Origin of the sequence: Azospirillum oryzae (assembly GCF_008364795.1) — a bacterium.
In the GTDB taxonomy this organism is placed as follows: Bacteria; Pseudomonadota; Alphaproteobacteria; order Azospirillales; family Azospirillaceae; genus Azospirillum; species Azospirillum oryzae.
On sequence record NZ_VTTM01000017.1, the window covers coordinates 23,481 to 42,667 of the forward strand.

20 protein-coding genes and 1 pseudogene are annotated in these 19,187 nt (G+C 63.5%); 5 read left to right on the forward strand and 16 right to left on the reverse strand.

The genetic code is table 11. The features are described from left to right. Positions 1-9: 9 nt before the first annotated feature. Positions 10-288 carry a hypothetical protein gene (locus FZ938_RS28425; RefSeq protein ID WP_136705953.1) on the forward strand — a complete coding sequence of 93 codons (279 nt, stop codon included), beginning with the start codon at positions 10-12 and terminating at the stop codon, positions 286-288. Positions 289-337: 49 nt separating this feature from the next. Next, entirely contained in the window at positions 338-808 is a 471-nt protein-coding gene (locus FZ938_RS28430; RefSeq protein WP_109155259.1) for a hypothetical protein, read from the forward strand. Between the two features lie 6 nt (positions 809-814). On the opposite strand, the gene FZ938_RS28435 is transcribed toward FZ938_RS28430, so the two are convergent. The 10 genes from FZ938_RS28435 to mobI form a co-directional block, all read right to left on the reverse strand. Then, on the reverse strand, positions 815-2,713 hold the full coding sequence (locus tag FZ938_RS28435; protein WP_109155261.1) for a hypothetical protein: 1,899 nt from the start codon (positions 2,711-2,713) through the stop codon (positions 815-817). After that, entirely contained in the window at positions 2,713-3,507 is a 795-nt protein-coding gene (locus FZ938_RS28440; protein ID WP_149201615.1) for a PP2C family serine/threonine-protein phosphatase, read from the reverse strand. The genes FZ938_RS28435 and FZ938_RS28440 overlap by 1 nt, the downstream gene beginning before the upstream one ends. A gap of 5 nt (positions 3,508-3,512) precedes the next feature. Continuing rightward, positions 3,513-4,190, reverse strand: coding sequence for a vWA domain-containing protein (locus FZ938_RS28445; RefSeq protein ID WP_158282521.1), 678 nt, complete (start codon positions 4,188-4,190; stop codon positions 3,513-3,515). 361 nt (positions 4,191-4,551) lie between these two features. Beyond that, positions 4,552-4,815 carry a hypothetical protein gene (locus FZ938_RS28450; RefSeq protein ID WP_109155266.1) on the reverse strand — a complete coding sequence of 88 codons (264 nt, stop codon included), beginning with the start codon at positions 4,813-4,815 and terminating at the stop codon, positions 4,552-4,554. Between the two features lie 79 nt (positions 4,816-4,894). After that, positions 4,895-5,623 carry a hypothetical protein gene (locus tag FZ938_RS28455; protein ID WP_109155267.1) on the reverse strand — a complete coding sequence of 243 codons (729 nt, stop codon included), beginning with the start codon at positions 5,621-5,623 and terminating at the stop codon, positions 4,895-4,897. Between the two features lie 432 nt (positions 5,624-6,055). After that, positions 6,056-6,829 carry a GIY-YIG nuclease family protein gene (locus FZ938_RS28460; protein ID WP_109155268.1) on the reverse strand — a complete coding sequence of 258 codons (774 nt, stop codon included), beginning with the start codon at positions 6,827-6,829 and terminating at the stop codon, positions 6,056-6,058. A 172-nt stretch (positions 6,830-7,001) separates the two neighbouring features. Beyond that, the gene (locus FZ938_RS28465) at positions 7,002-7,550 is read right to left on the reverse strand and encodes a hypothetical protein (RefSeq protein WP_136705951.1); all 549 of its coding nucleotides are present in this window, start codon (positions 7,548-7,550) and stop codon (positions 7,002-7,004) included. A 663-nt stretch (positions 7,551-8,213) separates the two neighbouring features. Then, positions 8,214-8,684 (reverse strand): PD-(D/E)XK nuclease family protein, encoded by a 471-nt coding sequence (locus FZ938_RS28470; protein WP_109155271.1) that lies wholly within the window; start codon positions 8,682-8,684, stop codon positions 8,214-8,216. Between the two features lie 38 nt (positions 8,685-8,722). After that, a complete protein-coding gene (locus FZ938_RS28475) occupies positions 8,723-9,019 on the reverse strand; it encodes a hypothetical protein (protein WP_109155272.1) in 297 nt (98 codons plus the stop codon). A 107-nt stretch (positions 9,020-9,126) separates the two neighbouring features. Next, positions 9,127-9,636 (reverse strand): conjugative transfer protein MobI(A/C), encoded by a 510-nt coding sequence (mobI, locus tag FZ938_RS28480; protein ID WP_109155273.1) that lies wholly within the window; start codon positions 9,634-9,636, stop codon positions 9,127-9,129. 654 nt (positions 9,637-10,290) lie between these two features. On the opposite strand from mobI, the gene FZ938_RS28485 reads away from it, so the two are divergent. Further along, positions 10,291-11,286 carry a ParM/StbA family protein gene (locus tag FZ938_RS28485; RefSeq protein WP_109155274.1) on the forward strand — a complete coding sequence of 332 codons (996 nt, stop codon included), beginning with the start codon at positions 10,291-10,293 and terminating at the stop codon, positions 11,284-11,286. 576 nt (positions 11,287-11,862) lie between these two features. Here FZ938_RS28485 and istB read toward each other — a convergent pair. Together istB and FZ938_RS28495 are read right to left on the reverse strand one after the other, a co-directional pair. Beyond that, the gene (gene istB, locus FZ938_RS28490) at positions 11,863-12,594 is read right to left on the reverse strand and encodes an IS21-like element helper ATPase IstB (protein ID WP_109155383.1); all 732 of its coding nucleotides are present in this window, start codon (positions 12,592-12,594) and stop codon (positions 11,863-11,865) included. After that, positions 12,581-13,582 (reverse strand): annotated as a pseudogene (locus FZ938_RS28495) (Mu transposase domain-containing protein); the annotation flags it as partial. The gene istB and the pseudogene FZ938_RS28495, both read right to left, overlap by 14 nt. 180 nt (positions 13,583-13,762) lie before the next feature. On the opposite strand from FZ938_RS28495, the gene FZ938_RS28500 reads away from it, so the two are divergent. Next, positions 13,763-14,707 (forward strand): IS110 family transposase, encoded by a 945-nt coding sequence (locus FZ938_RS28500; RefSeq protein ID WP_109155296.1) that lies wholly within the window; start codon positions 13,763-13,765, stop codon positions 14,705-14,707. Positions 14,708-14,856: 149 nt separating this feature from the next. Here FZ938_RS28500 and FZ938_RS28505 read toward each other — a convergent pair whose 3' ends face one another. Both FZ938_RS28505 and FZ938_RS28510 read right to left on the reverse strand, forming a co-directional pair. Then, the gene (locus tag FZ938_RS28505) at positions 14,857-15,390 is read right to left on the reverse strand and encodes a helix-turn-helix domain-containing protein (RefSeq protein ID WP_136705950.1); all 534 of its coding nucleotides are present in this window, start codon (positions 15,388-15,390) and stop codon (positions 14,857-14,859) included. A 356-nt stretch (positions 15,391-15,746) separates the two neighbouring features. Next, positions 15,747-16,790, reverse strand: coding sequence for a zinc-dependent alcohol dehydrogenase family protein (locus FZ938_RS28510; RefSeq protein WP_109154745.1), 1,044 nt, complete (start codon positions 16,788-16,790; stop codon positions 15,747-15,749). A gap of 32 nt (positions 16,791-16,822) precedes the next feature. On the opposite strand from FZ938_RS28510, the gene FZ938_RS28515 reads away from it, so the two are divergent. Further along, the gene (locus FZ938_RS28515) at positions 16,823-17,764 is read left to right on the forward strand and encodes a LysR family transcriptional regulator (RefSeq protein WP_109154746.1); all 942 of its coding nucleotides are present in this window, start codon (positions 16,823-16,825) and stop codon (positions 17,762-17,764) included. A 476-nt stretch (positions 17,765-18,240) separates the two neighbouring features. Here the strand turns inward: FZ938_RS28515 and FZ938_RS28520 are convergent, their stop codons facing one another. Together FZ938_RS28520 and FZ938_RS28525 are read right to left on the reverse strand one after the other, a co-directional pair. Then, positions 18,241-18,885, reverse strand: a complete 645-nt coding sequence (locus FZ938_RS28520; RefSeq protein WP_109154747.1) for a FlhC family transcriptional regulator — start codon at positions 18,883-18,885, stop codon at positions 18,241-18,243. 12 nt (positions 18,886-18,897) lie between these two features. Beyond that, positions 18,898-19,185 carry a flagellar transcriptional regulator FlhD gene (locus FZ938_RS28525; protein WP_109154748.1) on the reverse strand — a complete coding sequence of 96 codons (288 nt, stop codon included), beginning with the start codon at positions 19,183-19,185 and terminating at the stop codon, positions 18,898-18,900. Positions 19,186-19,187: the final 2 nt, after the last annotated feature.

A 19,187-nucleotide genomic window follows, 5' to 3' on the forward strand; every position in this document is an offset into this window, starting at 1 on the left:
GAGGGGACCGTGGCCTTCGATTTGTCCAAGCACGCTTCTGACCGGTCCCAGCAGCGAGCGATTCCGCCCGATGTGGTGGAGGTACTCTGGGAGTATGGCTCTGAGATGCGCCGGCGCGGCGGCGACGTTCTCTTCTTCGACAAGTCCGCCCGCCAGCGCCTATGCCGTGATCTGGGCTCGCAGGCGCTCCGCCGCTGCGCCAAGGCGCTCGCCTGCTACGCCGTCGTCGACGACAACGGCCGGATCATTACGGTGGCGCACCGCCGCTTCCGCTTCAAGCGGCCTTAACGCGCCGCACGTTCCTCACCGTTCAATCCCGACATGGAGTAACGCCGTCATGGAGACGACGAACACCCCCCGCATGTCTGCCCTCTTCCGCCAGCTCGCCGCCGTTGAGCAGCAGCTCTGGGAACACTTTGGTGTGAAAGACCAGGGTCAGTATGCCGCCCAGCTCGTCGCCCAGGCCCTAGGGGCGCGCAAGCTGGCCAACGGGGTCAACAAGGGATACGACCTCCACCATGAGGTCTACGGGCGGATCGAGGTGCGCTCACGTCGCTACCCGCTCGACGGCCGGCGCGAGGACCGCGCTCAGGTTCCAGTAGTGAAGGCCGGCCATTTCGACTATTTCCTCCACCTAGTCTTCGACCAGACGTTCTCCGTAGTCGGCGCCTACCTTTGCCCGCACGATCGGATCTGCGAACTGGCCGCGGGCAGCAAGAACCGCTGTGTCCGCTACGCCGACGGGTTGGCCTCGCCAAGCGCCATCGACATCACCGGGGCCGTGCGGCAGGCCCAGACGGCAACCTGATCCACGTCAGGAGCAGGCCGGTAGGCGTGATCTGTCTCTGGAGGACATTGCGTCATAGGGGAGATAGCCTTCTCGCCCGTCAGCCAGCCGCACCTTGGCGGCCCAGCCGTCGCCGCAGGCCTTGTTACCGGCCAAGTCCACCAGGGTATCCCCTGGAAGGCGCGCAATCACGGTCTGACGATCCGCTTCAAAGACCGGAGCTCCTCCGAGCACGACCATAACCTGCAATCCGCGGCGTTGGCTCTGTGCAGGTTTGGCCGGAGCATCGCCATTCGTGGGAGCATCGACGGATTGCACGTTTGTCGGCGTGCCCGGCGTACCGCCCGGACTATCGAGGCAATAATCGGTCAGCCGTTGACGGTCACGTGAGGACAGGGAGGTCAGCGAAACCAGTCCCACACGCCCATCGGAGAGACGGATGCCCACCGGCTTGTCTGCAGGAAGGCCGCAGAACTGTCCGTCGGCGAGCGGGACAAGTTTGCCGCCGGCCAGCTTGGCCATCTCCTCGCTACCGTCGAGTGAACGGACGGTAGCGCCGCCGGCCGCCGTCATGACCTGCCGGGTGCGCCGAACATGCGTGTCGCTGGAAGGGGAGGAATCCGACCCGGAAACCAGAAAATAACCAAGCCCAAGAATGACGAGCACACCGGCGGCAATGACTCCTGGGATCAGTGAGGCGCGGGCTCCCCCTGCAGCTGGCGATGCCGTGTTGTTCACCACGACGAATGGCCCGGTATTCGTCCCTGAACGCGTCCGAGCATTTCCGGCACGCGGCGCCCCGAAGACCGATGCCGGTTGAGGCTGGGCAGCAGGTTGGGCGCGCCGCGGCGTCGACGGCTTGGTAAGCGGTGGAGGAGGCGCAGCGCGTTGCCGTGACTTCTCCGCAGCGCGTTCCTGTTCCCGCGCGCAATAAGCGCAGCTGTCGCCGATGAATTGATGCTCTGGGTTCGTGGAGCACGTCTTCACCTGGCCGGTGAGCGCATCGAGCAAATCTCGCCATTCGACCATGTTGGGCCGGTCGGCTGGCCGCTTGGTGAAGGCTCGGTCGAAGGCCGATCGAAGCGCCGGCGGAAACCCTCGGTGTATGCTCTGGACGGTGGGCACCTTCCTTGGCTCGGGACGGTCGTTCCGATACGGGTAGATCCCTGCGACGATGGCTCCAGCAATGTCGGTTGGGTCGCTCTCACGCGATGCGGGGCCCGGCCTGCCCTGGAACGGGTGGATGCCCTCGTTCAGGAGCTGGAACGCGATGACCGCGAAAGCGAAAGCGTCCTGTTCTATACCGAGCCGTCCGGGCGTCGATGAGTGTCCTTCCGGCGCGAGATATTCGATGGTGAACATCTCAGCGGGGTAGACATCGGCACGGCTGCGGATCGAGAACCCGTCGCAGTCGATCAAGCCGATGAACCCGCTATCTCGGTATACCAGGACATTGGGCGGCTTCAGATCGATGATGCTGTGGCCGGCGGCATGCACGTCGGCAGCAACTGAGGCAAGGTTGCGCGCCACGAAAAGGCGGAAGCCAAGGTCGTCGCGATGGCCGGCCTGGCTACGTGCTGCGCGAGTGAGGATTTCTTCGAGTGTCGTTGCGCTCGACAGGTCGACGCGGCGCATGCGGTAGCCAAGGAACCGCCCGGAGCCGTCCCTGACCAGAGCGTTGGGCCACGCCAGTTCCACCACATCGGTGCCGTTGTGCTGGACGACGGCCTGCTGCGGTGGCGCCGCAAGCATTGCCGCGACTTTGCCTGCGAGACCGTCGTCGGGTTTGTGGTAGAGCTTGACCACATGACGGTCATCGCCGACGACGCGGCGGACGCTTCCGGCGCCGCCGGCGCCAATCTGGCCCGACTCCACCGTGATCGGCTTTCGCTGAGCGCCTGATCCGTCGTGGAGAAACAGTTGCATCAGTACCTCCGTGCCCAGACCAGCGTCTTGTCGTCCGGGTTGTGCGTCGCCTTTTCCGAGGCCAGGGACGCCGCCAGCGCCTTTGCTCCGTCAGCATGGTTGACGCGGCGAAGGTGCCGATCCACCGCTTCACAGAAGCCAGCTTTCGGGCTTCCGTCTGCGTGAAGGGCGAAGCCGGCCGCACCGTCGGTCATGAGCAGGATGCTGGTCACACCCCTCAGCGGGGTTATGCGCAGATGGTCTGCCCAGCATCTCTGGGTAACGAAGAACGTCTCGTTTGCGTATTCACCGTTTTCCGGCGCCGATACGGACGCGCCCTTCCAGTTCGCCGCGCCGTCCTCAGCGAGGCTGACGCTGGCAGCTGCTGCACCATCTCCGATATGGAGCACGAATCCATCTCCCTGAGGGAGCAGGACGGCCGCAACGACTGTTGTGTGATAGTCCGAAAGGGGGAGACCGGCCCGAACCGCTTCTTCCTCCAGGCACTGCCGCGCGTGGCGCACGGCAGCGGTCGCCCAGACTACCAGCGGCACGCTGGCGGTACTGCTCACCCCGCGCAGGTTGTCCAGCAGGGCGCGCACCATGAGACCAGCCCCGACTTCGGCTGAGGCCGCGCTGCCAGCACCATCGCAGACGACAACGATTAGCGCGCCATCCACGACGTCGAAAGCGTAGGCGTCTTGGTTCGGGAGTCCGGCGCGGACATGCGACGGCCCGACCACGGAGGCACCAACAACGCGCCAAGGCGCTATATCCGCTCCGGAGACGCGATCGGCTCGTGCAGGGCTGGTCATTCCGGTCAGGTCTCGATGGTGATCATGCGGGGAGCCTCGATCTGCATCTTGGTGCCCGCGGCGGCTTGGCTCGCGCTGCTGACGCTCGCCGAAAGCCAGACGAACAGTTCGCGGAAGGCGAGCCCGTGCAGCCGCAGCACCCCTTTTCCTGGCGCGTTGAAGGCAGCGAGCTTCTCCGTGCTGGCGCCCTCGACGGCTAGAGGGAACACGATGGCTTTCTTGTCGACCGCCGCCGTTCGCATCTCCTCCGCAGCATCCTCCCAATCCGCATCAGTCGGTTCGCCATCCGACACGATCAGCACCCACGGACGGGTGTACGGAATGCCCATGTTCCGGAGACTGGCTTTGTAACTCTCCAACTCGGAGAGCGCCAGGCGGGCGCCAGCTCCGAGCGGGGTCGAACCGTTCGCGTAAATGGTTGGGGCCTGGAAGTGCATGGCGTCGGTCCAAGGCGTCATCACCTGGGCCAGGTTGTCGCGGCCGATGCAGACGATGCTGACGGCAACGCGATTCCGTGCCACCGGGTCCGCCTTCAAGGCTTCCTCAAACGCCATCAGTCCGTCGTTCAGCGATTGAATGCGTTTGCCGTCCATAGAGGAGGAGGCATCCAGGACGAGGATGCAAGGGGTACGCTGGGACGTATTCTCTTCGAGCTGGGCCTCAAGTCCGGGGATACCGTTCATGCCATTTCTCCAGGATGTGCGCAGTCCAAGAACCAAGGTCCGGCGCAGGTTGGAGAGACCATAGCTTGGGCGGCTTTTCGGGCGCGCCTCCAAAAGACGATGAAAATCGTCGCTTTTCTCTGGTGCCCCGGTCACGAGCGACGAAGTGCGGGTGTGTCGTCCGAACGCGACGCCGGCGGTTAGGGCGGCCGGTGGCGCCCCCCCCACCATCGTCAGGCAGGGACGGAGAAGACACGCCCCCTTACGGGGGCGCTCTTCACGGGTTTAGGTTGGTGTTGTTCGATGTCAGCTGGATCATCTGTAAACGTCGGTGTTCTGCTTGACCACGGACACGGCCTTTGCCCGCAGCTCCGCCCCAGCGTTATGAGGTAGGGTCATTGCTGCTGGCGGAAGTCGCCGGCCGGAGCACCTTCAGCACATGATCGGGCGGGAACCCGACAATGTCGAACCCTTCGAAGCCAATGGCGACGCAGGCATCCGATTCACGCTCGACCTCCACCACCTCCATGTAGAGGCAGTCGAAGGCCGGGTGGTTGTGGCGAGGATCCGCATAGAGGTCCCCTTCGAGGTCGACGAAATCGCCAACTTGCAAATCGCTGCTGGCGACGAGAACGAGGTTCGTCATGGATTGCCTCCTTAAAAGCTACTGGGGAGGCACACACCCACTGCGGGGAGGCATGCCTCCCCAGGAAGGGTGGTTGAGATCAGAGAACTGCAGTCCAGCCTTGCAGTCGGCAGACGGCCGAGAACGCAAGAATGGCCGCATTGTCCCCGCTGTAAGTCCCAACCAAATCGCTCTCCGCTTCGGGATCGGCGAGATTGATCAGGTCACAGGTCTTGGTGGCGCAAACGCCGCCGTTCACCTCGGACACCCGGTAGAACGTCCGGCGGTCCTCCGAGGCGATGATCAGCGCTTTGTTGGCGGTCAACACGATGCCTGCCGGGGTTGGGCCACAGCAGTACCTGTTGACGAAGCCGGCCACCATCGCGTGGTTATGCCACAGCTCCTCAACCCGGCTGGCCTGAGATCGCTGTCCGAACTCCAGGCCGAAGTGCTCTGCCAGTTCCCAGACCGACTGATGGGCACCACAGACTTCCGTGTCCGTGTGCTTCAGGATGCAGCTGAACCAGAAACTGTCTTCCGACACATTGAGGCAGTCGCACTCGGTGGAGACGTCGTCGTCGTCGATCTCGCTGGGCTCTTCATCGCAGTCCTCGGCGTCCTCGTCAGACGGCGCGGGTTCGGTGTTGAGCCAAACGGCATCGTAATCGAACTTCTTCACGCGGAGCAGATCGTGCTCCTTGACCAAGCCGGCCAACCTGATGATCTCGCGGGCTTTGGCTTCGTCGATGCTGAAAACGACCACCGCAGGAATGGTTGAGTACTCGCTCGAGGCGCTGCACTCGGCGGTGTAGGTCTTGAGATCAGCCATGATGTGAACTCCTGTCGTGAAAGCGCTGGCAGAAGACACACCACCCCTGAGGGGAAGGAGGCCTTCCCCAGCGGGTTTGGTCTGAGCAAGATGAGGGTGTCGCGCTCGGCTGCAGTCCGCCGGGCAGGACGTATCCGCAGGGCCGAACCCTGCGGTTTGGTGTGGCAGGGACCAAGCCCGAAACCACAACGAGGCCCGAAGACCAAGGCTGCTTCGCCCAGATGGGCCAGGACCAAAGCTTGTCCTGCCAGCTCAGTGCCGGATCGAGCGACCAGGCGAACCTCGCCGCTCGACGAGCCGCCGCGTCATGCAGACGGCCCACTGTGATGCACGGGGCATCAGGAGTGCACTCAGTCTAATGGAGCCAGCGCCAGCGTTCAAGATGGACGCCGGACACGATGCAGGTGCCGTCACCGACTGCCAAGAGCACGGTCACGCAATCACCGAAGGGAGCCACGCGGCAAGACTGCGGTCCCGCACAACGCGAGCCGCCTGGAGCTCCCCCGCTGTCTCCCAGCGTGCCCGCGTGAGCACGGCGCCGGCGAACTCACCCTCCGGCCCATGGCGAAGCAGAAGCGCGAAACCCGGTTCGTTCACGACCCGCAGCCCGACATTACCCGGAGCGATGTGCCGCAGTTCCTCCCCCGTCAACCTTCTGCAGGCGACGTGCTCTTTCCAAGCGTGGCGAAGCATAAGGAGCGCGTCCAAGGGGGCACCAGCCGCTACCAGACGGTCACGGAGCACCCAGAAGGACCGTCCGCCCTTAGGGCGATCAGGATCGGACAAGAGATCATCGGCCAAGTCCCGGTAAGACGGTCGCCAGAGGAGCCACTCGTAGAAGGGAATGGCGCTGGGAGGGCTCCGATCGCAGCCTGGGGCCGGCGCCGTCCGGAGGTCAACATCGTCGACCATGTCGGGCGGATTGGCTTTCACCTCCTCCCATTGCTCTAGGATCACACGTTCAGCCTCTGCCGCGGAGACGCAGAACCACTCCGTGACGCGGGTCAGGTCCGTCGCATGGTCCGATAGGGCCACATGGACAGCCGCCTCGATAGCCGGAGCGTGGTCTCCGCACTCCACCTGAAGCAGTACTGCGAGACGCTCTGGATTTCCCGTCTGCAGGTCAGCGCACCGGCCGGTCGGGTCGACGCTGTGGCCGATCTTCACCGGCCCGACCGCCGAGGGACCAATCACATAGACAAACACCTATCCCTCCACGGGGCCTGACGACTCTACCGCTCAAGGGTTCGGCGGTCGATTATGGCCAATCAACTCTCCGCGCCCGCGAGACGCACGCTGGCTCACGCCGTTCCTCTGGCACAGAAAAGGCCGGACGCCCATAGGCTCCGGCCGAGGAAGGATAGGTGGTGAGCTGTGCTCAGTGCAGTGAGGTCGTCGGCTTTGGAAACGGGTCCGGCACTGTGCCCTCAGGGTAGTAGGTCTTGGCTTCGGCGATGATCTGGCGCGTTGTGCCATCGGTCGTCACGGTCATCAGGATGTCGTACAGGTCCTCCTTCGACATCGGCTGTGAGCCCTCACGCACCTCGATCTTATTGCGGTCCTTGTTCCACTCGGACACCGATTTGCCGTCAGCCGGGTTCCAGACCCGCCCCACGGCGTCGACGATCTCCACCTTTGTGAGCCCGTCGGCCGCTTCGGTCAGCAGCGTCTCAATGAGGGCAGCCAACCGGACTGGGTCTTCTTGCCCCATCGCCTCCTGATAGGCAGCCAGCGCCTTCTCGTAGGCGGCAAAGGCCAGCGGCTTGTGACCCTCCAAGCCCGGGACCGTCACGGTATCGCCCAGAAACTTGCCCAATCGCTCCATCGCCTTCGCCGCTCCCGGCCAGTCCATCTTCACCAGGTCGAGTATCTCTTTGACGCCCTCAGAGGCATCACCGCCGGTCGCTTTCCGGAACTCCTTGAGCATGTCGTCGTCTTTAGTCACAGTAGGTTGCCCCGATGCGCCCGCGCGCCGCCCATGGTTGCTGCTCAGCTCAGAACTCGCAAAAACGAGCGTCCGGGCGCAACCATACACCCGGAGCCTGAAATCGGCGAGCGGGGAATCGTTACGACCGGGTAAAATCCTTGCAAATCCTTAGGCGCCAAAGCAGCCAAGATCATTAAGCACAAGCCACTCAGACCGGACAAGGAGATATCTGCGAGAACGGTTGACCGCGCGACTGAAGGGACAATATGCGCGCTGCGGCGCCCACTCAGGAACGGCCGTACTGTGGCGCCCGTTGGTCTCCTTGGACGCGGCGCACCAGCATCTCCCTCAACCTCGCCTGAGAGCAGCCGGCGGTCACAAATTCGATAGCGGTCACCTGTCCCGCTTCGAAGGCCTGCCCTAGGAGAGCGCAGTCGGCGATCTTCTGATCGGTGTCCAGCGAGACCGTAACGAAGCCTGACTGTTGCGCGACCCGCAGGCCGAAGCCGCAAAGGCCAAGCACACCGACAACCAACATTGCTTTCTGAACCACGCGCCGAATGCGAGGGGAGTGGTCGAACAGGCTTATCACACACTCCTCCCACCCCAACACCCATCGACTGAAGCGAAGGGCCGTGTTTGGCCCCTCAACGCCTTCCAGCATTATGCCGCCTGCGTCGCTTGGGCCTCAGTGCGGCGCCAGTGATCTGCCCAGAGCTCGACCACCGCTGCCGGCTTCAACAGTGCCACACGCGCCCAGGCCACGCCATAGAGCGTCGGCATCCGGACGTAACCATGGGCGGCCACATCCCGGCCGGCAAACCGTGGGTCTGTCGTAAAGTTCAATATTGTCCCGTAGACCGACAGCTGCACAATGTCCGAGAGGAACACCCGCGGCAGCCGCCGGGTCTTCGTGTCCACCGGCACCAGAAGTCCTGCGTCCGACATGAACACCTGATCGGGTCGACCGAGGAGGGGAACAGGCAGGTTGGTCCGGACCTCCTCCTCCGACAGGACGAGACGGCCACGGGCCAACTCCGCCGGCATGTTCTCACGGCGGAGCCAGAGAAGGCGGTCCGCGTCCTCACGCTCCCGCACCCGGTTTCGTATCTTGCCAATCACAAGACGTTCCATAGCGGCTGTCCTTTCCAGGGGGGCCTATCCAGGGGGCGTTAGCCTACTGCGAGGAAGCGGCGAACCTCGGCGTCGAAGCGTTCGTGTTCAGCGATGCCGGCCTGACGGCGAGCCTCATTGGTGAGGGCCGGAGGAGGACCGCCGCAGGCACTCTTGGCCAGCTTTGTCGCGGACACCGCCCGCATTCGCCCCCACCGCTGCACCGCAGGGCCATTCTCCAAAGTCGCAATCGCCTTCATCGGGTGCCGAAGGAACTCCTCGAAGGTCAGGCCCACCTCGTGGAAGCGGCACGCGACGAACAGATCGCCATAAAGCTCCAACTCTGCGTCCAGCATGCCTGCCTCCTGAGGTGTGCGTTGCCTGTCCAGGGGGCGCGCGGCCGTCCGCTCACCCTCTGTGTTCAGCCTACGGATTTTCCCGGAAACGCAAGTCCTCGCCTCCCTTAGAACTTTGCGGTGTCTGCCTCCAAGGCAGCCTGCCGCTGTCGAGCCCCCTCCTCAACCTGGCGGTAGGCGGCTCCAAGTACTGCCATTTTCGCGACCATACTGCTTCGCGATCGCAAAGGGCCAAACTTCTCTTCCAGATCACTGATGAGCACCCTTTCCCAATCCTGCGCATCGGGGAAAGACGTCATCGGGTATTGGGCCGTGTCGCCTCGCGGCACGTTCTCGTCCATCCGCCGGCGGCTCCCTTTTCCTCCGAAGAACCTTACTTTCGCCCACCGGATTGAGATCGCCACATTCCGTCGCTCAACCCGCGCCAGATAGCGGTTGTGTTCGGATGACGGCCTTTCCTGGCGGACACGCTCACATTCTCCGTAGAAGCCCGATGAGAGTCCCCGGGCCTCAGTTTCGAGCACATCGCCCTCGGACAACAAAAGAGCTCTCAACAGGTCCGTAAAACTCGCTCCGGTCCGCTCCCGCAGAGCTTTGATCTCATCTTCAAGGGTCATTTTTCCTCGGGGGGGTCTGCGCAAATACCTAACCATCGGCGCAGACCCACCCCCCTGCGCAGATGGGAGCAGGGCCACATCAAAGCAACGGGGGAAACGAGGTCTGCGCAGATCATGATCTGCGCAGACCGGGGGGGCTGCGCAGATAAAGCCACGCTATCACTACCCCCGAGCACATTCAAGGGCGGTCTGCGCAGATCATGATTTGCGCAGACCGGGGGGGCTGCGCAGATGAAAACCACCAATGTATCTGAAGTATGGTTGTTCTTCCGGTCATCTGCACAAGAACGACCATGGTCTGCGCAGATTATGATCTGCGCAGACCGGGGGGCTGCGCAGATGGGAACCCCATGGTGTACGGCACGTTATGAAGCGCTGGCTCAGCTAGTGCCTCTTTTGGCTCCGGCTAAATACCCAAATGGGGCTGCCTGCAGCCCGACCTGATGCCCATGGATATGCTCCGCCGCCGCCGGTACCGCCAGAGCACCGCCAGAGCACCGCCAGAGCACCGCCAGAAGCACTTTGTCCCCAGCACCCGAGAAAGACGTCGATTTCCGACGTCTTTCGGCGGCGCGCCGTGCGCTTCGAAGTTGGTAGCATGGCTCATAGGTTCCTGCAGTGAACCGCCAGAGCAACTTCCGGGAATGTGCCGCCATGTTCGCCATCGGGCTCGACATTGGGTATTCGAACCTCAAGCTAGCCTTCGGAAAGGTGTCGGACGACGGGCTGGCCAAGCCTGCCGTCACACGGGTGTTGCCCGCCGGCGCTGGCCGCCTGTCAGACCTCCCATTGCGGATGGGTAAGGCAGACGGAGACACAGACGCTCTTGTCGTGAACGTCAACGGTGAGAAGTGGGCTGCAGGTGTGGATCAGGCTCGGCTTGAAACCTCAGTTCGCGAGTTGCACGCCGACTACCCCGCCTCCGATGCCTACCGCGCACTGTTCCACGCTGCCCTCCTCATGGGCGAGCACGACACGGTGGACCAGCTCATCACCGGCCTGCCGGTCTCCCAGTTTCTTGATAAGGATCTCCGGGCACGTCTTTCAGACCGGCTGACCGGTCAGCATCAGGTCACCGCCGGCCGGGCGATCACAGTGAAGAACACGCTGGTCGTTCCCCAGCCCTTCGGCGCTTACCTGGACCTGCTGAACACGGTCGAGGACGCCGCGGAGCTTGAAGAGTCACGGATCATGGTGATCGATCCCGGCTTCTTCTCGGTGGATTGGATCGCCATCGAGGAGGGTGAGATCCGCAAAGCCAGCAGCGGCACGTCCAAGCGGGCGATGTCGGTCCTGATTGAGACAGTAAACAGCCTCATCCAGGAGGACCATGGAGGCAGCGCCGGCATAGAGCGGCTGGAACAGGCAGTACGTCAGGGCAAGACCTCGGTCCCGGTGTTCGGCACTCCGGTCGAGCTGGCGCCGTACATGGATAAGGCGGCGCAGCGCGTTGCTGTCGAAGCCCTGAAGGAAATGAAGCAGCAACTCCGCGCCAACGACCGCGCTGTAGACATCGTGCTGATCGTCGGCGGGGGTGCCAAGGCTTACGAGGCGGCGGCCCGCGACCTTTTCCCCAAGAGCCGCCCCGTGTTGCCTCAAGAGCCGGTCCTGGCGAACGCACGAGGCTTCTGGAGCGCAGCTGTCCAATGAGAATCGTCCTGGTCATAACACGCGCTTGCGCCGAGCTGAGTGAGGAGCTCGAGCGTCTACCGTCCAGAGACCGCGCTGAGTTTGTCCGTAGCCTGGCAATGCAGGGCCTCTACCGCCGACGCGAGATCAATGCGGGCCTTGTGGCTGCTGCTGCTCCTTCTTCCCCAATGCCGATCGCCGTATCGACAGCGACACCGGACCCAAAGCTGGGGCGCTTGAAGCGCAAGGCTCTGAAGAGCTTGGAACTCGACTGATGAGAGAAAGCACGGCCAACGCCAAGGGCCTTTCATAACGATGCAATACTGCATCCGCGCCTAGGAGACTGCTTCGTCCAGCTTCCAAGGGAGACAGCCAGCAGGGTGCACTGAGGGGAACTTGATTGTCAATCGGCTTCCAATTTCCAGCCGGCATCGGCTTGCAATTTCCAGCCACGCTTGCGGTTGCAGAACCTGTTGTCCAGGGAGTCCACGGGAGGGTCCCGCGCGCGCCGCGGAGTGCCCTCATGGCTGACGCAGCGGCGCGCGTGGGAGGGGCCTGTGGGCCCCCCTGGGCAACGGACGGGGGGAAGACTTTGGATCAGGAGCGGTTCTTGAACCGCCAGCTCTCGTTGCCGGTTTCCAGGATGTCGCAGTGATGCGTCAGCCGGTCGAGCAAAGCGGTGGTCATCTTGGCGTCGCCAGCAAACACCGTCGGCCATTCAGCGAAGCTCAAGTTGGTGGTGATCAACACCGAGGTCCGCGAGTACAACTGGCTGAGCGCGTGGAACAGCAGTTGGCCGCCACTCTGTGAGAACGGCAGGTAGCCGAGTTCGTCCAGCACCACGAGATCAACGCGGGTCAACTGGTCAGCGAGCTTGCCCGCCTGCCCGGTCCGGGCTTCGGCCTCCAACCGGTTCACCAGGTCGATGACGTTGAAGAACCGGGCACGGGCGCCGCGGCGCACGCAGTTGGCCGTGATGGCGATGCACATGTGCGTCTTGCCGGTCCCGGTTCCCCCGATGAACACGGCGTTGCGCTGGGTTTCCAGAAAGCCGCCATCGTGCAGCTCGCGCACCAGCCCCTCGTTGAGGGGACTGGCGGTGAAGTCGAACTCGGCCAGCGTCTTGGCCAGGGGCAGCTTGGCGGCACCGAGCTGGTAACGGATCGAGCGCGCCTGCTTCTCCGCCCGCTCCGCCGCCAGCAGATCGCCCAGGATCTGCTGGACGGTGCGCTGCCGCTTCAGCCCGTCGCTCATCACCTCATCGTAGGCGGCACGCATGCCGGCCAAGCTGAGCTCGGCCATCAGCGCCATCAGCTCATGCCGTTCCATGGCATCCCTCCCGCACCGCGCGCAGGCGGTCGTAGCGCCCGCAGTCGGCGGCCGGCTCGATGGACAGCGTCAACGCCGTCGGCACCGCCATGGCCGGTGCCGGTGTGACGTCGTGGCGCCGGGCGAGGATGTTCAGGATCACGTCCCGGCTGTGCGTACCGCTCGCCAGTGCCTCGCGGCAGGCGACCTCCACCGCCTCCAGGCCATCGGTGAGGATGGCGGCGAGCACGCCAACGAACTGCCGGTCAGCGTCGTCGCCGCGGCCCAGGCGGGTCCGCACCGTCGCCAGGGCTGGCGGCAAATCCCAGTCCCGGAACGGCGCCCCGTTGCGCAGCGCCCCCGGCTTGCGGACGAGAACCGGCAGGTAGTGTAGCGGATTGTACCGCGTGTGGCCGTGCCCGAAAGCCCGTGGGTGCTCGGCGACGATCGCGCCGTTGAACCACACCACGATCCGTGTCGCGTAGGCGCGGACCTGCACCGGCTTGCCGGCGGCGATCGCGGCCACGCTGTAGCGGTTGCGGTCAAAGTGGATCAGGCAGGTTTTCGAGACGCTGAGCGTGGCCTCGTGGAAGCCGTCGAAAGGATCGCTCACGGTGATCAGCGCCGGCTGCTCCGCCTGGAACACCTCCCACACCGTCCGGCTCTTATCCTCTGGATGCGACGTCTGTTGGGCCCAGACGATCACCTCGTCGTGCAGGCGTTCGTTCACCTCTTCCAGCGTCTTGGCCCGCAGCCGCGGCGTGAACAGCCGCTGGCGCAAGGTGCCGACCTGGTTCTCGACCTGGCCCTTTTCCCAGCCCGAAGCCGGGGTGCAGGCCACCGGCTCGACCAGGTAATGCGAGCACATCTGGGCGAAGCGGCGGTTGAAGCGGCGCTCTTTGCCGACAAATACGGCGTCCACCGCCGTCTTCATGTTGTCGTAGATGCCGCGCTCGCACAGGCCGCCGTAGAAGGCCGCGGCACGGGCGTGGGCGTCGAATACCATCTTGTATGTCCGGGCACGCCATATTCATACCTGGATGGCTGGTGAGCGTCCGCCGTCCAGGTTGGTCGACCGCGAAACCATCGAGGCTCGAAAGCCGACCAGGAGCGTGAAGGTGGCCAACCTCCTTTCAAGTCCGAACGGTTGCTTGAGCCTGAGCTCGCATCACAAGGAAGGATCTTGAGGATGTTGGAATCAACACGAGCGGTGGGGATCGATTGCGGCAAGGACTTTCTGGATGTGGCGGTTTTCCCTGGTGCCGACAGGCTCCGCGTTACCAACACGCCCGAGGGGCATCGGAACCTGGTCGCATGGGTCGCAGAACGGTCGATCAGCGTCGTTGGCCTAGAGGCCAGCGGCGGCTATGAGCGGCCGAGCCGCGACGCTCTGCGCGCGGCCGGGGTGTCGGTTCGGGTCTTCGATCCGGCACGGGTACGCTTTTTTGCCAAAGCCAGGGGGCAACGAGCGAAGAACGACCGCCTCGACGCTAGCGTGATCGCTGAATTCACCGCCACGCAAACGACGGTACCGTCTCTTCCCACTGATCCGGTTCGCGAGGAATTGGCGGGTCTGATCAAGGCACGGCATCTGCTCGTCGACAAACGGGCCGATCTGAACAAGAGCATCAGCCAGGCCCCGGTCGCCGCTCAAGAAGCATTGACGCGGGCCGTCGAGCATCTGGCGCGGGAGATCGCCGGGTTGGATGCCGCCATCGCTCGAGCGACGGGGGCCCAGCCGACCCTGGCCAGGACGGCGCGCGATCTCCAAACTGCGCCGGGCATCGGTCCGGTGACAGCGGTGACGCTGGCTGTCCTGCTGCCCGAACTGGGGCGGACGTCTGGACAGAAGATCGCGGCGCTCGCTGGCGTCGCTCCCTTCGATCACGATAGTGGAAAGAGAGGGGGGCAACGCCATATCTCTGGAGGACGTGCCGGTGTCCGCCACGCCCTTTATATGGCGGCTCTTTCCGCCGCCACCCGCACCGGAGGTGTCCTCGCGGACTTTTACACCGGCTTGATCCGGCGCGGGAAACCGCCCAAAGTTGCCTTGACCGCCTGCATGCGCAAACTGATCGTCCGCCTCAATGCCATGCTCGCCAAAGGCGCTACCTGGGAGGCCAAGCCGGCTTGAGTTGCCGACGGTCGGCGCTCGTCGCCGACCGCATGCCAAACAAATCGAACCGGGGGCGCGCACGGGTCAAGGCCAGAGCCGCCCGTAGGGCGGGGGCGCGTCCGCGCCCGCCTTGACGCGGAGCACCACCGGTTCCCTCTGATTTTTCTTCAACACGGTTGCTCCTGGGTCTGGCGCGGGTAGACCGCCACGAACGGCATGCGGCTGTGGCATAGGCGGGCATGGGCCACCTGCACCTTGGTCGTCACGCCGTCCAGGATGATCCACTCTTCCGCCCAGTCGAACTGGTACGCCTCGGCCGGGGCAAAGGTGAGCGGAACGTAGGCGTTCACCGGCCCACTCGGCGGCTGGCGCTGCTTGAAGCGCTTGATGTAGCGCCGCACCGTGTCGTAGCCGCCCTGGAACCCGGCATCCTTCAGCCGTCCGAAGAGCCCCAGGTAGTCGAGCCGGTCGCGGGCTGGCCGCCGCTCGTTCTCCGTGATCAGCCGTTCCAGTTCCTCCTGGAACCCGGCCAGCTTCGGAAGCGGCTGGTGCTGGCGCTCGTAGCGCGGCGCCGTCTCGCCCGAGCGCAGGTATTTCGTCACCGTCTCCCGCGACACCTTCAGCGACCGGGCAATGGCCCGGATGCTTTTCCCCTTCGCGTGCTCGCGTCGTATCCGTGCGATCGTCTCCACCGTCAACATCCCTGTCCGCCACCCTGTCGTCCAAACCCAGGGTGGTAGTCTGCCAGATCAGGGGTGGCTGGTTATTGGACGCCGATCACCCCTGAAACTGGCCCAGTGTTGCAGGCCGATGCACAACTTGATTTCTCCTCAGGCGCCCTGCTGGCTTAGAGGCGGCTTTCAGGACTCACGTTTGATGGTCTCCCTCCGGAAACCCGCTGATCTGCTGTCGGTTTCTCGTAACTTGGGAGCAGAGAGGCGTGCATAGGACCGACCACGGCAGAACTGATGCCTCTGCCTCGGTCGGTTGAGGGTGATCGGTGCAGGTGGGATCGCTTGAGCCTTGAACCACCAGAAGAACGAACGATTGGTGGACCTCAGATACTCTTTGCAGCACTTGACGGACACCCGTGCTCAAGCACGACTTTCCCAAAATGGGCACCGCTTTCCAGGTAGCGCATCGCTTCGGCCACGTCTGTCCATGGAAAAGCACGGTCGACAACGGGCTTCAGGTTGTTCGCCTCGATGGCACGGACCATGGCCTCGAAGGAGGCGCGCGATCCGACGGGGATGCCGCGGACCCGAACCTGACGGCGGAAGATGTCCAGCGGGTTGATCGCCCCTTCGGTGCCGCCGAGATAGCCGATGACGTTGATCTGGCCGCCACGGCACACAGCCTTCAGCGATTGGGTGAAACTTCCCGGGCCGCCGACCTCAATGACGTGATCGACACCTCGTCCCTCGGTCAACTCTAGGACCGTGTCGCTCCAGTTGGGATTGGTTTTGTAGTTTACCCCAGAAAACGCACCGAGCGTCTTGGCACGATCGATCTTGGCGTCGCTACTGGAAGTGACAATGACGCGGGCGCCGCTGACGGCTGCGAACTGCAAGGCAAACAGAGATACGCCCCCGGTGCCTTGAACCAGCACGGTCTCGCCAGCTTTTATACCGCCCTCCGAGATCAGCGCGTGCCAGGCCGTGACACCCGCACAGGGCAAGGTCGCCGCCTCCACATCGCTGAGGTTGCGTGGCGCAAGGACGGCCGCCTGCTCGTCGAGCAGGGCGTATTCCGACAGCAGCCCATCACGCGGGCCGCCCCGCTGATAGGAAGGCTCGGCCATCTCGAACGGTCCGGCGACCCATCGCTGCCAGAACGTGCTGCACACCCGGTCGCCGACCTTGAAACGTGTGACCTCATCCCCGGTGGCAACGACCTCGCCGACACCGTCGGACAGGGGAACGAGCGGCAGCGCAAAGCGTGTGTGATAGCTGCCGCGAACGATCTCCACGTCACGGTAATTCAGCGACGTTGCACGCACACGGATCAGCAGTTCCTGCCGACGCAGTTGGGGGAGCGGGCGTTCGACCAGTATCAGATTATCGAAACCTGGCTTGTCATTAAGGACGATCGCTTTCGGCATCTTGCGCTCCTATCGAGGACGATGCGGAAACGATGACCTTGTCTAACCTCACGCTCAAATTCATAATATGCAAAAAGATTATGCTGGAAACGATCATGCTGAACGAAATGCGGACGTTTATCCTCTTCGCAGAGGAGGGTTCTGTGCAGAAGGTCGCTCGCCGTCTCCCGCTGACGCAACCTGCCGTTAGCCGCCAAATCCAGCGGCTGGAAGAGGCGGTCGGCACGTCGCTGCTGGACCGTCGACAGAAGCCGCCGGTGCTGACACCGACAGGACGGGAGGTGCTGACACGCTGCCGCGAGATCCTCGCCTCCTATGCCTCTATGAAGGAGCTTGCCGTCGCGCCGGAACCCGCAGGTGTGCTGAGGCTCGGCTTGGCCAATGGGCTAGCTCACGACAGCCTGGCGGAGGCCATCTGTGAAGCAATCGCCGCCTTCCCAAAGGTTACGCTGCGCCTAAAATCGGGCTGGAGCGCTAGTTTGGCGGAAGAGCATCGCCTTGGTGTACTCGACGCCGCCATCGTGCTGAGCGACGGACCGCCGGTCTATGCCGCGGAAGTTTTGGGTACGGAGCGGTTAGCAGTCATCAGCGGCACGGCAATCCGACATACATCCGCCGCCATCATGACCGCCCCCTGGGTTCTGAGCCCCGAGCCGTGCGATGCGCGCCGCTTGTTGACCCAAGTCCTCTCGCGTGATGGCCGCATCCCGGTTGTCGCAGCAGAAATCGAGAACGGCGGGCTGCAACTTGCCCTCGTGCGCAAAGGGCTCGGCCTTGGCCTGATGCCCGAACGGCTGCTTCGCCAGGCGAAGCCTACGGGCATCGTGCCGATTGCCACACCCGGGATCTCCTTGTGCTTGGACGTGGCGCTGCTCCGATCTCCGCATCTCGGCGCCCTTGCCACGGTGGTGGACGCCCTGGCGCGCGTTACACGACAGGCGCTGGACCACAGATCAGATATCCAGGCGGCTTGACCGCCGCGCGGTCCCGCTATCTGGTGCGCAAAGCATTGCGAGCCAAAGGTGGCCTTCAAGAGGGCGACTGAACCCGTGCCGCGTCTTGCAAAAGCCGGCTCCCTTTCGCTCCCCGGACGCGGCAATATTCCCGGTCCGGGTCGTGCCGCTGTCATCTGAAGGCCCTCACCTTGGGTGGCGGGCCGACCCGACAACAGGGCCCAGGGGTGTCATCAGTCGTGGTTTTTAGAACTCTCTGTCTATAGTCCGCTTACCGCAGAGTGGGCAGAACCGAGAGGATGCCAGCAGGGCGGTGAGACCGTCAGATTGATGGCATGGCCATCGACACATCGCACGCGGCCTCAGCGCCTTCCGAACGCCGCCCTCTGTCTACGGCCAGTTGGCACGAGCTGGAGACGTCGACCATTGTAGGTCATTGCAGCGCCCGCCCGGGCTCCCAGGATGCTCCCACTTGCCAGCGTGTTCCACTTGGAGCATCAGGACGGATTGGCGATTGTGGAGACCGACCTGAAGCTGAGAGGCTTTGAAGACCTGTCGGCTTCATCGGCGAAGAATGCGCGAGCCGACGAGACAATGGAGGTCGGCCGTCCGACCCGCGTCGCGCCCTCCGAGGAGTTAATGGCCGGCTCATTGTCGGCCCCGCACGCTGGGCACCGGGGAAGCAGGCGATGTTTGTGAACCACCGCGTAGGTACACCCGCACTCGCACGAGCGCAGGGAGAGATCGCGAATGCGGAGGTCACGGACCAAAATCCAAGCCTCTGTGGGTCCGATCTTCGGAACCGCGACCAGCCCGGCCTCCGCGCGAAACTCCAAGAACAAGCCATAAGCTCGAATCAAAGCGTCGATGTTGATCGTCCGGAACACCGTTTCCGTGCCGACATGGACGTACAGGTTCAAAAACAGGCTGGCCTCGATAACGTCCTGCCGGGTGCTGACCACTCCGTCGGACTCGGCCATCTGACCTGACACGGGCGCTTCGCCGTTGTTGATCTCACGGTAAAGTGCACGCAGGATCGGTGCGGAGATGCCTGTGTGGAGCTGGACGATCGACGTCCGAACACCGAACACGATCAGCTTGATCGCCAGGGCCATTTGAGCATGTTGGGATAGGCGGTTCATGAGCGGCGCCTCTCAACCTTGACGCACGGAAACGGAGCGCAGGAGCGCGAGCTGCTTTGATGGCGCCTCACCTTTTTCAAGAGCGTCCGGCATCATCGGGCGCGGCTGAAAGAGGCACAGCGATTCCGACGCCATTTCCTGAAGCTTGCTGATGCTTACATCACGAATGTCTTCCGCAAACGCACGCGTGACACCGAAACGGGCCGTGGCCTCGCCCAGGTCTTCTTGCGCAACACGCTGAAGCAGGAGCAGCATGTGGCGGTTCAGATCACGAAAGTCCTCTGCAAACTTGTTGGTCATCG